Raw genomic sequence first — 18,081 nt, forward strand, 5'->3', positions numbered from 1 at the left:
ATGGCTGATGCTGAAACACGGCTGGTGATCTTCGATTGCGATGGCGTACTCGTCGACAGCGAGCCGATCTCGATCAGCGTGCTCGTCGGGGCGATGAACGATCTCGGCGTCTCGATCACCGAGGACCAGGCCTATGAGCGTTTTCTCGGCCGCAGCCTGTCGACCCTCATCGATACGCTGGAAACCGAATTCAACGTCCATGCCGACGAGGAATTCCTCGAGCGTATCCGCATCGAACTCTACGCCCGTTTCCGCACGGAACTGAAGCCGCTCGACGGTATCGCCGCGGCGATCGACGGGCTAGGCGTTCGCTGTTGCGTTGCCTCCTCCAGCCAGATGGAACGAATCCGGTTGTCGCTATCGGTGACTGGGCTTCTCGACAGGCTGCCCGACATCTTCAGCGCAACGATGGTCAAGCGCGGCAAGCCGGCGCCCGATCTCTTCCTGCATGCGGCGCGTGAAATGCAGGTTGAGCCGGCTCATTGCCTTGTCGTCGAAGACAGCCCGGCCGGCATTGCCGCCGCCAAGGCGGCAGGTATGACGGTCTTTGCCTTTACCGGCGGATCACACGCCAATTTCACCGGATATCGTGCCGAACTCGACCGCCTTTCGCCTGATGTGGTGTTTGACGCCATGCCGGATTTGATACACCTTGTCCGCAACCATAAGCTGGACGGGACCAAGACTTGATGCGTGATCATGTGGTTGCGGTGGATATCGGCACGGGCAGCGCGCGCGCCGGCGTCTTCGATGCACGCGGCCGTCTGCTCGCCAAGGCCGAGCATCCGATCGTGATGAACCGGCCGCGCGAAAACCATGCCGAGCATGATTCCGAAGACATCTGGTCGGCCGCCTGCACGTCAGTGCGCAGGGCGATGGAGCAATCCGGCATCGCCGCCGCCTCGGTCGGAGCGATCGGCTTCGACGCCACCTGTTCGCTCGTCGTCCGTGACCTCGAGGGTCGGCAGCTCAGCGTTTCCACAGGCGGCGAGAGGCGTTTCGACACGATCGTCTGGCTCGATCACCGGGCGCTGAAGGAAGCCGATTTCTGCACGGCGACGGAGCACAGGGTGCTCGAACATTCCGGCCACGTGATGTCGCCGGAAATGGAAATGCCGAAGCTGATGTGGCTGAAGAAGAAGCTGCCCGCCACATGGGAAAAGGCCGGCTACTTCTTCGATCTCGCCGATTTCATGACGTGGAAATCGACTGGATCGGCCGCCCGTTCGCGCTGCACGCTGACGGCGAAATGGAACTATCTCGCCCATCTCGAAAAGGGCTGGCAGCAGGATTTCCTGGAACGAATCGGCCTTGAGGACCTTCAGGCGCGCGGCCACCTGCCGGATGAGACCACGCCTGTCGGAGACAGCGTCGGTCGGCTGACTGAGGAAGCGGCGGAAGCGCTGGGGCTGACTGTGGACTGCCGTGTCGCCGCCGGGATGATCGACGCCTATGCCGGCGCACTCGGCGCGCTCGGCGGCTATGCCGCTGATCCTGTCAAACGCGAGCACCAACTGGCGCTGATTGCCGGCACATCGAGCTGCATCGTTACCTTCTCGCGGGAGCGCAAGCCAAGCCATGGCATGTGGGGTCCCTATTACGAGGCTGTCTTCCCGCAATCCTGGCTGGTGGAGGCCGGGCAATCGGCGACCGGCGCGCTACTCGACCACATCGTGCGCATGCATGCGGCCGGCGGCGAGCCGACGGCGGCGCTGCATCAGAGGATCGTCGCGCGTATCGCCGAATTGCGGGCCGAGGAGGGCGATGCCTTCGGTGCGCGGATCTTCGTGCTGCCGGATTTCCATGGCAACCGTTCGCCGCTCGCCGATCCGCATGCGGTCGGCGTCGTCAGCGGACTGACGCTCGATACGTCCTTCGACGGGCTCTGCGCGCTTTATTGGCGCTCTGCGGTGGGGATTGCGCTCGGCATCCGCCATATTCTGGAAATGATGAAGGAATACGGCTACATGACCGATACGCTCCATATCGCCGGCGGACACGTGAAAAACCCGGTGCTGATGGAGCTTTATAGCGATGCGACCGGCTGCAAGGTCGTGGTGCCAAAGATGAACGAAGCGGTGCTGCTCGGCACGGCGATCGCGGCCTCCGTCGCCTGCGGCCTGTACAAGGATCTGGCGGCGGCCGGCGAGGCGATGTATCCGGGCGCCGACGAACGGCTTCCCGACAAGGCGAAGCAGGCGCTCTACGACCGCGACTACCGCCGTCTTCTCGCCATGCACCGGCACCGCGCCGAATTGGAAACGATGCAATAGAGCAGCGCGTGTCTTTCAGACGCGCTAAAGGAACTCTATCACTCTGAACCTGCGCATAGTCCCTTTAAATTAGTGGTTCGCCGTCTCGCCGAGCACGGTCGCGAACTCCATCATGCGGCGGCGGCGAAGTGCCGCCTCCTCTCCGACTTGGAGGATGACGGATTCCGACAGGCAGTCGAGCAGCGCGATCAGCGGCGGAAGATTGTCGAGATCGGGGGCACGAGCGGGCGGCAGAGGCAGCATGACGTTCGACTGGTCCGCCATCCAGTCCGCTTGCTGCGGCGAAATGAGCACGACCTTATAGCCGTAGCGCCGCGCCGTTCTGGCAAGCAGCCGCGCCTTGGCGAAGCGGCGACAATCGATGATGACGAGCAGTGCGTCGTCGACCGCCAGCCGGGCGAAGAGTTCCGCAAAACGATTGTCGGCGGCGTCGAGCGTGCGCACGCCGTCGCGGGCTTGTGTCAGCCGCTGGCAGAAATGATTGGCCAGGCTTGCGAGCCGCGCATGCGTGGCGATCGACACTTCGCGGGCAGTGCTGATCAAGCCGACGGCTTCCGACCAGTGCGGCTGCGCCGTCAGATGATAGATATGATGGAGGGCCTGGATCTGTTCGGCAACCAGCACGGCCAGCGGTTTGCCCTCCGCGGCGTCGGCATGCAGCTCGCTCATGGCGCTCTGTAATTGCGCCGGCGATGTCGTCACGGTCTCGCGAATCTCCACCTTGACGCTGTCCAATCCCTGATAACCGAGCGAGCGCAGGAAGCGCCCGACGGTCATCGGCGAGAGATCCAGCCTGTCGGCAACGGACGCAGCCGTCTCGAACGGCAGGTCGTTCAGATGTTCGGTGAAATATTTCGCGATACGGCGCTCGGCCGGTGTGCCGGTTTTTGCGTATTGCCTGAGTTTTTGCACAAAGTCTTCCACGGCAGCCTCCCCATCTTCCTCAGAGGCGTTCCGTGGATGCGCTGTTGCGACCCCTTGTCTTTGCAACTATTTCGGAAGCTGCTTCTCAGGCCCGTGCGTATTTCATGTATGTCACAATATTATATTAGTATTTAGTTTTCGACAAGTTTTCTATTACTGAATGCAATTTTATTCTCTCTTGTCGGTGGCCCGCATCTTCCCTACATCTTCGGCGCAACCGGAGACGCCTGAGACATGATTCTTGACGCCGCTCGACTTTCGCTCGCCAATCTGTTCGCAACGGAAACACGCTCTGTCTTCTGGAAGGTGCTCGGCCTGACGGTTCTCGTGCTTGTCGGCCTCTGGTTCGCGCTGCGCGGGGCCTTCATGGCCTTTCTCTTTCCCTGGCTCACGAGCTTCTTTCCCGATATGCCGGATTGGGCGGGGTGGTTCGCTCTCATCTTCGCAATTTTTGCCGGTATCGGCCTTGCTCTCATGCTGGCGTTGCTGCTGTCGCCGGTGACGGCGCTGATTGCCGGTCTGTTTCTCGACGACGTCGCCGAGGTCATCGAAAAGCGCGACTATCCCAAGGACACGCCGGGCACCGCCATGCCGCTCGGTCCGGCGATGGCAAGCTCGATCAAGTTCCTCGGCGTGGTGATCCTCGGCAATATCGTGGCATTGCTGCTGCTGTTCATACCCGGCGTCAATCTGGTCGCGTTCTTTCTGGTGAACGGCTATCTGCTCGGACGGGAATTCTTCGAATTCGCCGCCATGCGCTTCCGTTCGCCGGATGAGGCGCGGCTCTTCCGCGCCAAGCATGCCTCCACCGTCTTTCTCGGCGGGCTGATGATCGCCCTTTTCCTGGCGATCCCGATCGTCAATCTTCTGACGCCGCTTTTTGCCGCCGGCATGATGGTGCATCTGCACAAGCTGGTTTCCGCACGAGACACCGGGTTGCGAGCCTGAGGCTCAAGCGGGCAGGGCGGAGGCGTCGTACATCGCCGCGAATTCGGCGCTCGGCGGGATCGGCTTGATGATGTCGATCAGCACGCCGTTCGGATCGGCGGTGATGAAATGCCGCTGGCCGAAATCCTCGTCGCGGATTTCTCTGAGAATTGGCAGGCCGGCGTTCCGGCAGGCTGCATAAATCGCATCGACATCGGCGACCTCGAAATTGAGGAGCAGGCCGGACACCCTGCCGCGGGCTATGGCCGGGATGGTCTCGTGGCTGCCGTCAAGGATGGCAAGCGCGATATGCTCCTCCTCTGCCGATTGCAGGTGAACATACCAATCGCTTTCGAACAGAGCTTTGAAGCCGAAATGCGTGCAATAGAAGCTGGCGGTGCCGGCAACGTCGTCGGTCATGATGACAGGGTAATAGCTCGTCGATTTCATCTCGTTTTCCTCCTTTTTTTGTTTACATACAATGTGTATGTTTTTGTTTATTAACATACATTCTGTTTGTATGTAAAGAGGTATGCATGAGTCGCAGCAATCGCGAAAGAACGGAGCAGACGAGGCAGGCACTGATCGATGCCGGTCGAGGTCTCTTCGTCGAGAAAGGTTATGCCGAAACCGCGACGCCGGAGATCGTCACGGCGGCGGGAGTGACGCGTGGCGCGCTCTACCACCATTTTGAAGACAAGAAGGCGCTTTTTCGGGCGGTTATCGAATGCGAGGCGCGCGCGGTGGCCGCTGCGATCGAGGCGCGCTCGGCGTCCTACGGCGCGCCGCGTGCCATGCTGATCGCCGGTGCCTCGGCCTATTTCGATGCGATGATGGCGCCAGGGCGCACGCGGCTGCTGCTGATCGAGGCACCTGCCGTTCTCGGCCCGCTGGCGAGTGCGGCGATCGATGCAGAGAATGCGGAAGCGACGCTGAGGGCAGGGCTTGCAGCGATGCTTCCAGAGGCCGGCGCTATGCTCGAACCGCTGACGTCGCTGCTATCGGCGGCCTTCGATCGCGCGGCGATCGCAATCGAGGCGGGCGGTGAAAGGCGGCATTACGAGCAGGCGATCGCTGTCCTACTCGACGGCCTCGCCGATCATCTGCGGCGGTAGCTCGACCAGCGGCGCCGGCACATCCCAACTCTTCTCCGGCGATTTGCAGAGATCGGCGATGATACAGCGCTCGCATTCGGGCCGGCGTGCCTTGCAGGTATAGCGACCGTGCAGGATCAGCCAGTGATGGGCGTGATAGAGGTAATGGCTCGGGATCACCTTCATCAGCCGCGCCTCGACCTCGTCGGGCGTCTTGCCGGGGGCAAGCCTGATGCGATTGGCGATCCGGAAGATGTGCGTGTCGACAGCCATCGTCGCCTGGCCGAAGGCCATGGAAAGCACGACATTGGCGGTCTTGCGGCCGACGCCCGGCAATCTCACCAACTCGTCGCGCGTTTCCGGCACCTTGCCGCCGAATTGGTCGACCAGCATCTGCGAGAGCGCGATGACGTTTTTCGCCTTGTTGCGATAGAGGCCGATCGTCCTGATGTGATCGCGCAGCCGCTCCTCGCCGAGATCGAGCATCTTTTCCGGCGTATCGGCGATCCTGAAGAGCGCGCGCGTCGCCTTGTTGACGCCGACATCGGTCGCCTGCGCCGAAAGTGCCACGGCGACGACGAGTGTGAAGGGGTTGATATGCTCGAGCTCGCCCCTCGGTTCCGGCCGCTGCACCGAGAAGCGGCGGAAGATCTCCTCGCGCTCGGCCAGTGAATAGACCGTGCGCACCACAGCCGCCGGTTTGCGGCGGGCGATCACATTCGCGTCCTGAGGCATCTTGGTCACGGATTTGAGTTTCGGATTTGCCATGGAAACTCTATAATCGGCAGCCATGATGGAAAGCAACGCCGACAGCTTCAACGAGCAGCCTGTTTTCGCTGCCGAGCTCTTTCCCCACCGGTCGCTCGGCCGCCGGGGCTTCAAGGTGCTGCTTGCCCTATCCGGTGCCGTCTGCTTGCTTTACGGCACGTTCTTCATCGCGACGGGGGCTTGGCCGATCGGCTTGTTCTTCGGACTGGATTTCGTGCTTCTCTACGGCGCCTTCTGGCTGAATTACCGCTCCGGGAAAGCGCGCGAACAGGTGACGGTATCGCGCACGGACGTGTCGGTGCGCAAGTTTGCGCCCTCGGGACGGATGGTGGAGCATCATTTCAATCCGTTCTGGACGCGCTTCCTCGTTCGCCGGCACCACGAGATCGGCATCCTTTCCATGCATATCTTCGGCGAAGGCCGGCGCACGGATATCGGCTCCTTTCTCAATCCCGATGATCGCGAAAGCTTCGCCAAGGCCTTCAAGGGAGCGCTGGCGACGGTCAAGCAGCGGATCTGAGCTAGAGCGGTTCAGCTTTTCACGGAAGCGCAGAACCGCTCTAGCTTTTGTTTTTACGCAATTCCGGACGGAAAACCGCTTCGCACTTTTCCTGGCATTGCTCTATCCACCGGCTACGCAAGAATCGGGTGGTTTGCTCACGCCCTATTGACTATCTCCTGGTTACAAGGAGAAAGACGATGAATATGATTGCCAACCTGCAGACAGACATCACGCCTGACGGCCCTGATTATGACATTGTCCGTCGGGTGATCGAACTCATCACCGAGGATTACCGCGACCAGCCTTCGCTGGAGGCGATCGCGGCGCGGCTCAACCAGTCGCCAACCCAGCTGCAGAAGACCTTCACCCGCTGGGCCGGGCTGTCGCCCAAGGGCTTCCTGCAGGCGGTGACGCTCGACCACGCCAAGCGGCTGCTGCGCAAGGAAGACATGCCGCTGCTCGAGACCTCGATCGAGGTCGGCCTCTCCGGGCCGAGCCGCCTGCACGATCTTTTCGTCACCCATGAGGCGATGTCGCCCGGCGAATGGAAGGCCAAGGGCGGTGGTCTCATCATCCGCTACGGCTTCCACATCTGCCCCTTCGGCGTGGCGCTGATCATGGTGACCGACCGCGGCCTTGCCGGCCTTGCCTTCAGCGATTCCGGCGACGAAAGGGCCTGCCTCGAGGATATGACCTGCCGCTGGCCGAACGCCTGTTATGTCGAAGACCTGCAGGCGACGGTCCCCTACGCCGCTCGCATCTTTGAGCCCGGCAAATGGTCCTCTGACCAGCCGCTGCGTGTCGTGCTGATCGGCACGGACTTCCAGGTGCGCGTCTGGCAGAGCCTGCTGAAAATCCCGTTCGGCAAGGCCGTCACCTATTCCGATATCGCCAACGATATCGGTCGGCCGACGGCGCAGCGCGCCGTGGGTGCGGCGGTCGGGGCAAACCCGATCTCCTTCGTGGTGCCCTGCCATCGGGCGCTTGGCAAGAACGGCGCGCTGACGGGCTACCATTGGGGCCTCACCCGCAAGCGGGCGATGCTCGGCTGGGAATCGGCGCACGCCTGAGTGGCATGCCGCAATTAGTCGAAGTCAAAATTGTTGATCCGGGCGATAATGTCGTCGTCCAGATTCAATAGGGCTTCGGCGATGTCGATGTGACCTTTCGCGACTGCTTGGGCTGCGCCTGCCGACAGGAGCATCGATCTGCTCCACGTTTCATGGCGGTGCAGGCTGACGCAGTCAGTCATGGATGCGATCGCGTGGTGGTAGGCCTCTTCCAGATCAGCAGGTATTTCCGGTCCCCGCCCCGTCATCCGGGCAATTTCGATGCTTGCCGGCAGTTGGTAGAAAGAGAAGTCGATCGGTGCCGTCGTCGCAAGCCCGATCCTGACGATGTGAGGGACCGCCGCGTATGAAGCAGTGTAGGCGTCGCCTTGATGGCAGAGGCTTGACCATAGGCTGAACCAAGGTTCCGCGTCGGGAGACAAGTCTGGTCCGGCCGGCAAGTCCAATGCTCTTAGCAGCGTCGGGGTATCAGCTGCCGGGCCATAGCAATGTCTCAACTCACCCCAACGCTTGTTGTCAAGTGGAAGCATGTGTTTCTATTCCGCCAATTCCAGCAAAGCCCGTGCAGCACTTTCGTCCGTGATCAGCGTGTTGCAGCCGATGCGCTTGATCGTCGCACGGATCGCCACGGCCCGATGGGCGCCACCGGAAGAGAGCACGATGTGCTTTGCCTCCTTCAGCGTGTCGAGATCGACGGACATCACGCGGCGATTGATCGAGTGGTCGACCGAATTGCCGTCCTTGTCGAGGAAGTTGAACATCGTGTCACAGACGCAGCCGGCATCGATCAGTTCCTGCAGCTCGGCCTTCGAGATCCAGCCCTCCGACAGCGAGGTCGAATGCGGGCCGATATCGCCGCAGCTGACGATCGCCAGATCGAGATTCTCGGCGAGGCGGTAGATCGTGTCCAGCCCGCATTTCTCGATCAGATTGCGCTTCGTCTCGACGGAGTCGACGAGAAGCGGCGCCAGGAACATGTAGCACTCGGCGCCGAGCTGATTTGCCAGCCGCCATGTGTAGTCGATCGGGTTCGTCTGATGCACGGCGACGATGCCGCCCAGCAGCGAGACGACCTTGCAATTGGCGCGGCGCGGCGGCCGGAAGCTCGACAGCGAAGCGGTCATGGTGCGGCCCCAGCCGACGCCGATGGTGTAATCGTCGGGGATGGCTTCGGAGAGGAACTGGCCAAGCGCCAGGCCGACATTTTTAGCCAGCGAATTGACGTCACCATTGACCGGCGCAGGGACGACGATCGCCTCATCGAGGCCATAGGCACGCTCCAGCTTCACCGAAAGTTCAACGCAGTCGCCGATCGAATCGTTGATCCAGATCTGGACTTCGCTGCGTTTCATCGCCTCGTCGAGCAAGCGGATCACGGTGGTGCGGCTGATGCCGAGCTGTTCGGCGACGTCCTTCTGGGTCAGGCCCTCGTTGTAATAGAGCCATGCCGCCCTTAGTCGTAGCGAGGATGCCTCCGAATAGGCCGTGTGCGTGCCGCGTTTGAGCTTGACCACATCTCCTCCGCACGATTTCCTGCCCTAGATCCCTGATAGGATGAAAGGCCTTAGCGACGCTTTTGTTGCTGGGGATAATGACGGGTGTGACACTTATGTCAATTGAAATGCACAAATGTCCTTGACTTTTCATAAGGCGAATGGCGATAGTCCGGGTGACACACGTCGTTCTTGTCCGTCCGAGGAGGACATAGTGCGGGCATGCCGAAAGTCACGACCGGCCTTCCAGCCGCAAGCGGCATCGCTTGCGTACGAACGGCCGTTCGTTCGCGGCCGGAACACGGCCACTGTCCTTCACGTTTATGAATCATCCGTGACGGATGCGCGCATTTTCGCCTGCAGCATGCAAACAACCTGTCGGTAGATCACCTTTGCCCGGCGGAACTCGCGCCGGTCGCAGCCCAAGTTCAACAAGGATTATTGACCATGACATCCAAGCTTGACCAACTTCGCGAGATTACCACCGTGGTCGCCGATACCGGCGACATCGAAGCCGTCGCCCGCCTCAAGCCGGTCGATTGCACGACGAACCCGAGCATCGTGCTTAAGGCTCTCGGCACGCCGATGTTTGCCGACGCCATCAAGGAAGCCGTCGCCTGGGGCAAGAAGCAGGGCGGTAATTCCGAAGCCGTTTCTTCCGCCGTCGCCGATCGTCTCGCCATCTCCGTCGGTGCAGCCCTGGTGAAGCTCGTTCCGGGCCGCGTCTCGACCGAAGTCGACGCCGATCTTTCCTTCGATACCGAGGCTTCGCTTGCCAAGGCGCGCGCCATCATCGCCGCCTACAAGGATCGCGGCATCGACCAGGACCGCATCCTGATCAAGCTCGCTTCCACCTGGGAGGGCATCCGCGCTGCGGAAGTGCTGCAGAAGGAAGGCATCGACTGCAACCTGACGCTTCTCTTCAGCAAGGCCCAGGCGATCGCTTGCGCCGACGCCAAAGTGTTCCTGATCTCGCCCTTCGTCGGCCGCATCCTCGACTGGTACAAGAAGTCGACCGGCAAGGAGTTCACCCCTGAGGAAGATCCGGGCGTCATCTCCGTCCGTGAAATCTACAACTACTACAAGGCGAACGACATCAAGACGATCGTCATGGGCGCCTCCTTCCGCAGCGCCGGCGAAATCGAAGCCCTTGCCGGCTGCGACCGCCTGACCATCAGCCCGAACCTGCTCGACGAGCTCGCCAAGGATGAAGGCAAGCTGGAGCGCAAGCTCTCGCCGGAGAGCCGCAAGCCGGATCCGAAGGTCTCCGTCGACGAGAAGACCTTCCGCTGGATGATGAACGAAGACGCGATGGCGACGGAAAAACTCGCCGAAGGCATCCGCGCCTTCGCCAAGGATCTCGGAACGTTGCGCACCATGGTGCAGAAGGAACTGCAGCTCGCCGCCGCCTGATAAGGCTCGGCATACAATTAGAGCCTTTCCGGGTTAGATTGCAGCATTCTGTTGGCTCAAACGGAGTCGGATGGTCGACCGGCCGGCGCGTGTCGTAGCCCGGCTCTACGGCCAAGCCGGCCGGTCGATCAGCCGGCCCGTTTCAGCCAACCCGAAGGGCCGAGCATCTTTCCGCCAGGATCAAAGGCGATCGGCTCGGACGTATCTTGGGGTATGCCCTTCGCCAATCGCCTTTGCCCTGACGAAAACCTGCTCCGGCAGAATGCTGCAATCTAACCCGGAAAGGCTCTAAAGGCGCGGCTGCCGGCTGGCAGGCGCGCCTTTTTCATGCTGTTATCAAGGGCATATGCTGTCGGAGACCGATATGGCGGATGAGGAACGGGCAAATTCGCTTGCGGCATTTGCCTACAAGCATGCGAGCTTCGTCATCGCCGTTGTTGCCGGACTGGTGGTCTTCTTGGCTCTCACCTCCCGCGAAGTCAGCGCCGGCAATATCTTGTTCGGCTGGAATGTCAGCGCCGGCGTTTTTGTCGCGCTCAGTTGGCGCAAGATGCTGCGGGCGACGGTTGAAAGCATCCGGAAACGCTCGGCGGATCTCGACTTCTCCGACACCGTCCTGCTGGCTCTGTCGATCGGTGCCGCACTTGCCAGCATTGCCGGGATCGGCCTCGAGCTTCATTCGATCAAGGAGGCGGCACCTGATGTCGCGCTGGCGCGGGCAGGTGTTGCGGTTCTGACGATCCTGATCTCCTGGATCTTCCTGCATACGCTCTTCACCATCCACTATGCCCATTATTTCTATGGCGGGGCGGACGAGGAGGGTGGCCTCAAGTTTCCCGACGAGATCGAAGAACCCGGCTACTGGGATTTCCTCTATTTCTCCTTCACCATCGGTGTTGCCGCACAGACGGCGGATGTCGCGGTCAGTTCGACCAGCATGCGCAAGCTGACGCTGCTGCATGCCGTGCTGTCGTTTCTGTTCAATACGACGATCCTGGCGCTTGCGATCAATGTCGGGGCGAGCCTGCTATAATGCATCTTGCCGAAGCGGGCTAACCACCTGCTCTTCAAACCGGAGGATATGATGGAAAGCGCCTCAAACCGGCCCCGATTGGCCGATCTCATTCTTCTCATCGGCAGGCTTCTGCTGTCGCTGATCTTCCTGCACGAAGCTTGGTCGCTCGCTGCAGATATCACGGCGACTTTCGACATTTTCGCAAAACTGGGGCTGTCGGCGCCGCTGGCGCTTGCCACCATTGCCCTTCAGATCGGCGCCGGCCTTTCGGTTGCGACAGGCTTTCTCAGCCGGCTTGGTGCATTGGCGCTGGCGCTCTTCTGCCTGGCGACCGCCTTGCTCTTTCACACGAATTTAGCGAGCCAGAACGAACTGCTGCATTTCGAGAAGGACCTGGCGATTGCCGGCGGCATGTTCGTGCTGGCGGTTTCGGGTGCGGGATCGATATCGATCGACAAGCTGCTGAGAAAGCGAACGAGCAAAATGCCTCCCTGGCTCAGGGCGGTGTTGTCGTGAATGCCCCCGAAATTCGAAGGTCTTCGGCGCTGAATTTGATGAATTTCGCGGACGCTCCGTGGCGCAATAAAACCGAATAAAACCGAACAAACAGAAGCGTCGATGCGGGCTACACTTTGGGCGACAGGTCAGGAGTGTGCCAGTGATGTCTTCCGCGCAAAGCAATCAGCAAAAGCCAATTCTCGTCTTTCTCGGAGAAGACGCTGCCTGCGATATCGTCTCGAAATTGAATGAGAACGGATATGTCGCGGCGGCTGTGTCCTCGGTGCCGGAACTTTTCGACGCCTTGCGTTCGGACCGATATTTTCTGGCCGTAACGATGCGATCGGATATCGACATGGTCCGAAACATCAAGCCGATACTGGTCATCAATCTGGAGGTGTTCTTCCATACTGTCCAGTCGGCCACGAAGTCCGTCCGCTCCTCGAAGGAGTTCGACAGCGACGCATTTCTGAGAAGGATCGCGGCCCTCACGGAGTCAAGGACAGGCAGGATTAGTGCAGTCCGAAAAGATCCGGCCGCAAACGAGACAGTGATTGCAAGCACGGCGAAGGCATCCCGGTGGCGGGCCGCCACATCTCTTCTGTTAAGTCGCCGCGCCGCGCCCGGCGCAGAACGGGCCGACTAGACGTGGGCGCATTCTCATCCCCGACGGACCGGTCTTCACCCGGCTCAGATCCCCATGACCGCGCCCCGTCTCTCCGGCTGTCCACGCTGCGCAACGTTCCGGACGGATCCTATGGGCATCTTTCTGCCGGGTTTCGTCAGCTTGAAACCGTCGTTCCGAAACCAGAACTTCTTACTTGGTGCGGGTGTCTTTTGATCTTTCAGTTGCTCGGGGCAGCGTCAGCAAGCGGATATATCATCACGGCGTTATTCTTGCTCGTGGCGCTCGGTCGGTTCACCAGAAACATCCTCGATAGACTGACCGCACGGCTGCCGAAGCGCTCGGCATTGAAGCATTACACGACTGCGATCGTCTCTCTGGTGTTCTTTTGCCTGCTCGTCGTTCGGATGTGTTTCATCGCCACCGTCATCATCGACAGCGCCATCCAAGGTGACCATGTGGAAGTCAGCGGTGACCTCGAAAGGCAGTTTTGACGGCGGACTCCGTGTCTGAAATCCCGCAACATATCTCAACATTATCGAATATAGCATTGCACGATACTTGATATCCTGAAGGCGGAGCCGTGTCGGTGCGGCGACAGATCGTGTGGTGGTGACAGGGGCCGAGGCCGCCTGACCGAGACACGGTGAAACGTGGTAATTTCGCGCCGAGAGACATCTTCCCGCTAGAGAACGAATGACGATGGCATATGAAATGGCAGTTCCGAATCAGGCTCATCTCCTCATCGTCGAAGACGATCCCGCCATCGCGGATATGCTGGTGGATCTTGTCCGAAGCAGCGGCTTCGAGGCCTCGTCGGTGGAAAGCGGCGCGGCTATGGATCGAATGATGGCGCGACAGCAATTCGATCTCATCGTCCTCGATGCGATGTTGCCGGGCGAGGACGGTTTTAGCATCTGCAGGCGGCTTCGTGCGTCGTGCTCGGTGCCAATCCTGATGCTGACGGCGCTCCAGGAGGATATCGACCGCATTCTCGGCCTGGAGCTCGGAGCCGATGACTATGTCACGAAACCATTCAACTCCCGCGAGCTGCTAGCCCGGATCAAGAGTATTCTCCGCAGAGCTTCATATGCGCATCATCAGGAGGAAGCACTTGGACCCATGTTGTTTTCGGGATGGCGCATCGATCCAAAAAGCCGCCAGCTCCACGACGCGGATGGAGCGCAGGTTTCCATGACAACCGCGGAGTTCGATATCCTCCTGGCCTTCTGCTGCAATCCCAACAAGGTTTTGACGCGCGAACAGCTCTTGTCGATGACACATGCCGGATCGGCGGGGCCGGTCGAGCGCAGCATCGACGCCCACATCAGCCGGGTTAGGCAAAAGATCGAACCAAATCTGAAAGATCCGACCTTCATAAAGACGGTGCGGCTGGGCGGTTATCTCTTCGCATCCAAGGTAGAGCGTCTCTCTTGAGAAATTTTCGGCAAGCTTCGATCCAAAACCAGATCCTCATATTGGCGACCTTCCTTGTCGTGCTCGTTTCCGTGGTGGCGACCGCCATGGAGCCCTATATCTACGGCCGTCATGATCGCGGGTTTCAAAACGGCCTGTTTGCTGCCAGAGCGGCGATGGTCGCGGAGCAATTTGCCCAGGCAGGTTCAGCGCAAGACGAAGTCACCGTTCTCAAGAGAGCAGCGGCACTCGGTGTTGGGGTCGAGAAATTGTCGCTGGAGCAGCCGTTTGCCGGCAAACAGCAGATGGTATCTCCCAGCGAATTGGTGGCGCGTATCAACACAATGCTCGCCGACAATATTTTTGCGGCATTTCATCGCTTCGTCATCGGTCAATCGCACCCGGATGTCCTGACTGTCAGAATTGACGACAAGCGTGCCCTCGTCTTTCAACTGCCGGTTTTTCCAAGCTATGTCTGGTTTGTTCCGGCAGCCGCGAGCGGGTTTTTGAAAATCGTCATCCCATTGGTGCTGCTTGCATATTTCAGCAGCTGGCTTATCACCGAACCTCTGAGGCACTTTGCCGTCGCTGCAAAGCGAGCGAGCATGGAAGGCAGTTGGGAAAAGCCTTTCGAACCGGACGGCGCAGCCGAGATTCGAAGTCTGGCGGAATCGCTGAACGTCATGAGCGATCGAATTCAGAGCATGGCGGAGGATCGAACAAGAATGCTGAGTGGCGTGGGTCATGATCTCAGGACGCCGCTGACGAGATTGCGGATGCGTGCCGAGCGTTCCGGCGAGCCCGAGCTTCGCAGCCTGATGCTGGCCGATATCGCCACCTTGAGTTTCATGATCGACGAGTGCCTGGCCTTTTTCAAAGACGCATCCACTGCGGAGACGGATCGAAAGGTCGATATCTCAAGCCTGCTGCAGACGATTGCGACAGACTTCTCCGACATGGGCGTCGATGCGAGTTTCACCGGTCCGCGGCGACTGGCCTTTGTCTGCAAACCTCGGGCCCTGACGCGGGCAATTACCAATCTGGTCGACAATGCGTCTCGTTATGCAAAGCAAGTCGAAATCGATCTGCAAGAGAGCGACGACGGCGGGATCAAAATATCGGTGGGCGACAACGGCCCTGGTTTGACCGACGAGGCCAAGGCGAAAGTTCTGGAGCCGTTCTTCAAGGTGGACAAATCCCGCCAAATCGGTGCCAAAGGCGGTTCCGGGCTTGGGCTTGGTCTTCCGATCGCTAAAGGAATTGTCACCAAAGCGCACAACGGACAATTGACGTTACTGGACAGGAAGCCAACCGGCTTGGTCGTCGTAATCGATCTTCCCGCGCCTCACGGGATCCAGCCCGGAGGCTCGCCGTCGATCCCTTCGTCACATTGACTTACTGCCCGTCGTGGCGTCGTCACGCATCGCGCTGCCTTCGCAGCAAAAGATGGTTCGCGAACATTTCCGCATATCATAGCAAACACCGCAACATTCGAATTCCATAAAACCGGTGCCAGCAGATCCTATGCCATTCGGCATTTCCAAAGCTGGAGCCAAGTCCTTGATAAAAAATTTGAAAATCGGCGCCGCACTGATGCTCGCCTGTTCGAGCCTTGCCGCATGCACGACCCCTGACCCCACGGTTTATTCCGGACTTGCTTCGGCATCGCAGCTCCAGCCGAACACTGAGGATAGAACCGGCCGCGTGCCGTATCGCTATCAGACGAAAGTCAACTGGAGCCAGTACAACCGGATCATTGTCGATCCCGTTACCGTCTATAACGGTCCTGACAGTCAGTTTGGCAAGGTCTCCGAAAAAGACAAAGCATTTCTTGCCAATTACATGCAGGGTCAATTCACGGAAAAATTGAAGACGCGCTTTGCTGTCGTCAGCACAACCGCTCCGGCAACTCTCAGATTGCATCTGACGCTGACGGGCGCCAAGGCAACGACTGCGGTCCTCGGAACGGTCACGCGCATCGACGTCGCAGGCGGATTGTACAACACCGTCCAGGCCGCTCGCGGCAGAGAAGGTTCGATGACCGGTTCGGTGAATTATGCCGTGGAGATCTATGATGCTGCGAGCAATCGTCTCCTGTCTTCCTATGTCACCAAGCAATATCCCAATGCGATGAATATCGGCGCCAGCTTCACGGCGATGGATGCCTCCATGGTGGGCGTCCGTAAAGGTGCCGATGCTCTGCTAGCCGAGTTGAAATAGGCGATAGGAGCAAAGGGGCTGTGGCGACCACAGACGGAGAGGGCCGCAAGCGCAAGGCACAGCGGCCCCCGCGACCGCTCACAGGATCGCCTGGCCGGCCATCAGCGCAAGGACAAGGAAGATCAGGAAGATCACCAGCGCGATGCCGAAGAGAACGCGTGCAATCGTCGCAGTCGCTGCGGAGACGCCTGAGAAACCGAAGAAGCCGGCGATGATTGAAATCACGAAAAATATCAGAGCCCATTTCAGCATGACATCATCCTTTGCGTTTGCTTGGGAAAGACGCGGTAACCGGGAAAATGTTCCAGGTCGTTTGAATGGAATGGCGATCCGTGTGGAGCACCCTCCCGGTCCTACTGATGGGCATTGCGTTGAATTTCCTAGCCTTGCCTTTCCCGACGATCAGCCGTGATTGATCATCACGTGGCGTACGGCGGTGTAGTCCTCCAGCGCGTAGACCGACATGTCCTTGCCGTAGCCGGACTGTTTGAGGCCGCCATGCGGCATCTCATTGGTGAGCATGAAATGTGTGTTGATCCAGGTGCAGCCATATTGCAGGCGGGCGGCTGTCTTCATGCCGCGGCCGATATCTTTGGTCCAGACGGAGGAGGCCAGGCCGTAGTCGCTATCGTTTGCCCAGGCAACGGCTTCGTCGGCATCGGTAAAGCGGGTGACCGAGACGACCGGGCCGAAGACCTCGCGGCGGACGATCTCATCGTCCTGCAGGGCGCCCGCGATGACAGTCGGCGTGAAGAAGAAGCCCTTGTCGCCGGAAACCTCGCCGCCGGCGGTGATCTCCATGTGCTTGTGTTCGGAAGCGCGGGCGACGAAGCTTTCGACGCGGTCGCGCTGGCGCCTGGAGATCAGCGGACCGATCTCATTTTCGGTATCGTCGGGCTGGTTGAAGCGGATGCTCGAGACGGCCGAGGAGAGATCGGCGACGAAATTGTCGTAGACCCTGGCATCGGCATAGATGCGGCAGGCGGCGGTGCAGTCTTGACCGGCATTGTAATAGCCGAAGGTGCGGATGCCTGCGACGACCGCATCAATATCGGCATCGTCGAAGACGATGACCGGGGCCTTGCCGCCGAGTTCCAGGTGGGTGCGCTTGACCGTCTTGGCCGCGGCCTGCAGCACCTTCTTGCCGGTGGCGATATCGCCGGTGATCGAGACCATGCCGATCTTGGCGTGATTGATCAGGGCGTTGCCGACACTTTCACCACGGCCGAGGATGACGTTGACGACGCCTTCGGGAAGGATTTCGGAGAGCAGCTTTGCCATCTTCAGCGACGTCAGCGGCGTCTGCTCCGAAGGCTTGAAGACGACGGTATTGCCGCCGGCGATCGCCGGCGCCAGCTTCCAGGCCATCATCATCAGCGGATAGTTCCACGGCGCGATCGAGCCGACGATGCCGATCGGATCGCGGCGGATCATCGAGGTGTGGCCGGGCAGATATTCGCCCGCCGCCGGTGTGTGCAGGTTGCGCACGGCGCCGGCGAAGAAGCGATAACAATCGACGATCGCCGGGATCTCGTCGTTCAGCACGGCATTGATCGGCTTGCCGCAGTTCAAAGCCTCCAATGTAGCAAAGCCTGTGGCGTCCTTCTCGATCGCATCGGCGATCTTCAATAGGTAGCCGGAACGTTCGCCCGGCGTCGTCTGCGACCAGCTTGTGAAGGCTTTTTCGGCGGCATCGACAGCGGCGTCGACCTGGGAGAGCGAGGCTTCGGCAAGGTCGATCACCGTCTCGCCCGTCTTCGGGTTCAAGATGTGCTCTTCCGTCTCCGTGCCTCTTTCGAAGCGGGAACCGATCAGCATTTGGATATCCATGATGTTCTCCCTT

General features: G+C 59.8%; 21 protein-coding genes. 14 read left to right on the plus strand and 7 right to left on the minus strand.

Annotated features, from left to right (window positions below; genetic code table 11):
• Together FFM53_RS16105 and FFM53_RS16110 are read left to right on the plus strand one after the other, a co-directional pair.
• Positions 1-690: an HAD family hydrolase gene (locus FFM53_RS16105; protein WP_138333196.1), complete on the plus strand. Its 690-nt coding sequence runs from the start codon at positions 1-3 to the stop codon at positions 688-690.
• Positions 690-2,273 (plus strand): FGGY-family carbohydrate kinase, encoded by a 1,584-nt coding sequence (locus FFM53_RS16110; protein ID WP_138390623.1) that lies wholly within the window; start codon positions 690-692, stop codon positions 2,271-2,273. Before FFM53_RS16105 ends, FFM53_RS16110 begins: the two co-directional genes overlap by 1 nt.
• Before the next feature lie 69 nt (positions 2,274-2,342).
• On the opposite strand, the gene FFM53_RS16115 is transcribed toward FFM53_RS16110, so the two are convergent.
• A complete protein-coding gene (locus FFM53_RS16115) occupies positions 2,343-3,197 on the minus strand; it encodes a MurR/RpiR family transcriptional regulator (RefSeq protein ID WP_003543085.1) in 855 nt (284 codons plus the stop codon).
• Positions 3,198-3,431: 234 nt separating this feature from the next.
• Here FFM53_RS16115 and FFM53_RS16120 point away from each other — a divergent pair, with 234 nt between their 5' ends.
• Positions 3,432-4,145: a sulfate transporter family protein gene (locus FFM53_RS16120; protein WP_138390622.1), complete on the plus strand. Its 714-nt coding sequence runs from the start codon at positions 3,432-3,434 to the stop codon at positions 4,143-4,145.
• A 3-nt stretch (positions 4,146-4,148) separates the two neighbouring features.
• On the opposite strand, the gene FFM53_RS16125 is transcribed toward FFM53_RS16120, so the two are convergent.
• The gene (locus FFM53_RS16125; protein WP_138390621.1) at positions 4,149-4,574 is read right to left on the minus strand and encodes a VOC family protein; all 426 of its coding nucleotides are present in this window, start codon (positions 4,572-4,574) and stop codon (positions 4,149-4,151) included.
• Between the two features lie 86 nt (positions 4,575-4,660).
• Here FFM53_RS16125 and FFM53_RS16130 point away from each other — a divergent pair, with 86 nt between their 5' ends.
• Positions 4,661-5,239, plus strand: a complete 579-nt coding sequence (locus FFM53_RS16130; protein WP_138333203.1) for a TetR/AcrR family transcriptional regulator — start codon at positions 4,661-4,663, stop codon at positions 5,237-5,239.
• On the opposite strand, the gene nth is transcribed toward FFM53_RS16130, so the two are convergent.
• A complete protein-coding gene (gene nth / locus FFM53_RS16135; RefSeq protein ID WP_171600697.1) occupies positions 5,204-6,010 on the minus strand; it encodes an endonuclease III in 807 nt (268 codons plus the stop codon). The two genes, FFM53_RS16130 and nth, sit on opposite strands and share 36 nt — an antisense overlap.
• Between nth and FFM53_RS16140 the strand changes: the two genes are divergently transcribed.
• Positions 6,009-6,506 (plus strand): DUF2244 domain-containing protein, encoded by a 498-nt coding sequence (locus tag FFM53_RS16140; protein WP_138333207.1) that lies wholly within the window; start codon positions 6,009-6,011, stop codon positions 6,504-6,506. The genes nth and FFM53_RS16140 overlap by 2 nt on opposite strands.
• Positions 6,507-6,685: 179 nt before the next feature.
• Entirely contained in the window at positions 6,686-7,558 is an 873-nt protein-coding gene (locus tag FFM53_RS16145; protein WP_026265460.1) for a methylated-DNA--[protein]-cysteine S-methyltransferase, read from the plus strand.
• 14 nt (positions 7,559-7,572) lie between these two features.
• On the opposite strand, the gene FFM53_RS16150 is transcribed toward FFM53_RS16145, so the two are convergent.
• Both FFM53_RS16150 and FFM53_RS16155 read right to left on the minus strand, forming a co-directional pair.
• The gene (locus FFM53_RS16150; protein ID WP_138333209.1) at positions 7,573-8,088 is read right to left on the minus strand and encodes a hypothetical protein; all 516 of its coding nucleotides are present in this window, start codon (positions 8,086-8,088) and stop codon (positions 7,573-7,575) included.
• Between the two features lie 6 nt (positions 8,089-8,094).
• Entirely contained in the window at positions 8,095-9,072 is a 978-nt protein-coding gene (locus FFM53_RS16155; RefSeq protein WP_138333211.1) for a sugar-binding transcriptional regulator, read from the minus strand.
• A 426-nt stretch (positions 9,073-9,498) separates the two neighbouring features.
• Between FFM53_RS16155 and tal the strand changes: the two genes are divergently transcribed.
• The 8 genes from tal to FFM53_RS16195 all read left to right on the plus strand — a co-directional run bounded on the left by tal (position 9,499) and on the right by FFM53_RS16195 (position 16,238).
• Positions 9,499-10,464 carry a transaldolase gene (gene tal, locus FFM53_RS16160; RefSeq protein ID WP_138333212.1) on the plus strand — a complete coding sequence of 322 codons (966 nt, stop codon included), beginning with the start codon at positions 9,499-9,501 and terminating at the stop codon, positions 10,462-10,464.
• Positions 10,465-10,828: 364 nt separating this feature from the next.
• Positions 10,829-11,497: a DUF1345 domain-containing protein gene (locus FFM53_RS16165; protein ID WP_138390620.1), complete on the plus strand. Its 669-nt coding sequence runs from the start codon at positions 10,829-10,831 to the stop codon at positions 11,495-11,497.
• 48 nt (positions 11,498-11,545) lie between these two features.
• Positions 11,546-11,995: a DoxX family protein gene (locus FFM53_RS16170; protein ID WP_138390644.1), complete on the plus strand. Its 450-nt coding sequence runs from the start codon at positions 11,546-11,548 to the stop codon at positions 11,993-11,995.
• A 136-nt stretch (positions 11,996-12,131) separates the two neighbouring features.
• Positions 12,132-12,623: a hypothetical protein gene (locus FFM53_RS16175; protein ID WP_138390619.1), complete on the plus strand. Its 492-nt coding sequence runs from the start codon at positions 12,132-12,134 to the stop codon at positions 12,621-12,623.
• Positions 12,624-12,817: 194 nt separating this feature from the next.
• Complete coding sequence (locus FFM53_RS36920; RefSeq protein WP_138333540.1) at positions 12,818-13,096, plus strand: hypothetical protein; 279 nt, start codon at positions 12,818-12,820, stop codon at positions 13,094-13,096.
• A 202-nt stretch (positions 13,097-13,298) separates the two neighbouring features.
• Positions 13,299-14,039 carry a response regulator gene (locus FFM53_RS16185; protein ID WP_138390618.1) on the plus strand — a complete coding sequence of 247 codons (741 nt, stop codon included), beginning with the start codon at positions 13,299-13,301 and terminating at the stop codon, positions 14,037-14,039.
• Positions 14,036-15,412 (plus strand): HAMP domain-containing sensor histidine kinase, encoded by a 1,377-nt coding sequence (locus FFM53_RS16190; protein WP_138390617.1) that lies wholly within the window; start codon positions 14,036-14,038, stop codon positions 15,410-15,412. Before FFM53_RS16185 ends, FFM53_RS16190 begins: the two co-directional genes overlap by 4 nt.
• Before the next feature lie 166 nt (positions 15,413-15,578).
• Positions 15,579-16,238 carry a DUF3313 domain-containing protein gene (locus FFM53_RS16195; protein ID WP_210259077.1) on the plus strand — a complete coding sequence of 220 codons (660 nt, stop codon included), beginning with the start codon at positions 15,579-15,581 and terminating at the stop codon, positions 16,236-16,238.
• Between the two features lie 78 nt (positions 16,239-16,316).
• Here the strand turns inward: FFM53_RS16195 and FFM53_RS16200 are convergent, their stop codons facing one another.
• Together FFM53_RS16200 and FFM53_RS16205 are read right to left on the minus strand one after the other, a co-directional pair.
• Positions 16,317-16,490, minus strand: a complete 174-nt coding sequence (locus tag FFM53_RS16200; protein WP_003552965.1) for a DUF1328 domain-containing protein — start codon at positions 16,488-16,490, stop codon at positions 16,317-16,319.
• A 150-nt stretch (positions 16,491-16,640) separates the two neighbouring features.
• The gene (locus FFM53_RS16205) at positions 16,641-18,068 is read right to left on the minus strand and encodes a gamma-aminobutyraldehyde dehydrogenase (protein WP_138333223.1); all 1,428 of its coding nucleotides are present in this window, start codon (positions 18,066-18,068) and stop codon (positions 16,641-16,643) included.
• Positions 18,069-18,081: the final 13 nt, after the last annotated feature.

Origin of the sequence: Rhizobium indicum (assembly GCF_005862305.2) — a bacterium.
GTDB classification, from domain to species: Bacteria; Pseudomonadota; Alphaproteobacteria; order Rhizobiales; family Rhizobiaceae; genus Rhizobium; species Rhizobium indicum.

Excerpts from the sequence above, each read along its gene's own strand:
- FFM53_RS16105 (WP_138333196.1), top strand. The coding sequence starts at position 1 with ATGGCTGATGCTGAAACACGGCTGGTGATCTTCGATTGCGATGGCGTA.
- FFM53_RS16110 (WP_138390623.1), top strand. The coding sequence starts at position 690 with ATGCGTGATCATGTGGTTGCGGTGGATATCGGCACGGGCAGCGCGCGC.
- FFM53_RS16120 (WP_138390622.1), top strand. The coding sequence starts at position 3,432 with ATGATTCTTGACGCCGCTCGACTTTCGCTCGCCAATCTGTTCGCAACG.
- FFM53_RS16125 (WP_138390621.1), bottom strand. The coding sequence starts at position 4,574 with ATGAAATCGACGAGCTATTACCCTGTCATCATGACCGACGACGTTGCC.
- FFM53_RS16130 (WP_138333203.1), top strand. The coding sequence starts at position 4,661 with ATGAGTCGCAGCAATCGCGAAAGAACGGAGCAGACGAGGCAGGCACTG.
- FFM53_RS16140 (WP_138333207.1), top strand. The coding sequence starts at position 6,009 with ATGATGGAAAGCAACGCCGACAGCTTCAACGAGCAGCCTGTTTTCGCT.
- nth (WP_171600697.1), bottom strand. The coding sequence starts at position 6,010 with ATGGCTGCCGATTATAGAGTTTCCATGGCAAATCCGAAACTCAAATCC.
- FFM53_RS16145 (WP_026265460.1), top strand. The coding sequence starts at position 6,686 with ATGAATATGATTGCCAACCTGCAGACAGACATCACGCCTGACGGCCCT.
- FFM53_RS16150 (WP_138333209.1), bottom strand. The coding sequence starts at position 8,088 with ATGCTTCCACTTGACAACAAGCGTTGGGGTGAGTTGAGACATTGCTAT.
- tal (WP_138333212.1), top strand. The coding sequence starts at position 9,499 with ATGACATCCAAGCTTGACCAACTTCGCGAGATTACCACCGTGGTCGCC.
- FFM53_RS16165 (WP_138390620.1), top strand. The coding sequence starts at position 10,829 with ATGGCGGATGAGGAACGGGCAAATTCGCTTGCGGCATTTGCCTACAAG.
- FFM53_RS16170 (WP_138390644.1), top strand. The coding sequence starts at position 11,546 with ATGATGGAAAGCGCCTCAAACCGGCCCCGATTGGCCGATCTCATTCTT.
- FFM53_RS16185 (WP_138390618.1), top strand. The coding sequence starts at position 13,299 with ATGACGATGGCATATGAAATGGCAGTTCCGAATCAGGCTCATCTCCTC.
- FFM53_RS16200 (WP_003552965.1), bottom strand. The coding sequence starts at position 16,490 with ATGCTGAAATGGGCTCTGATATTTTTCGTGATTTCAATCATCGCCGGC.
- FFM53_RS16205 (WP_138333223.1), bottom strand. The coding sequence starts at position 18,068 with ATGGATATCCAAATGCTGATCGGTTCCCGCTTCGAAAGAGGCACGGAG.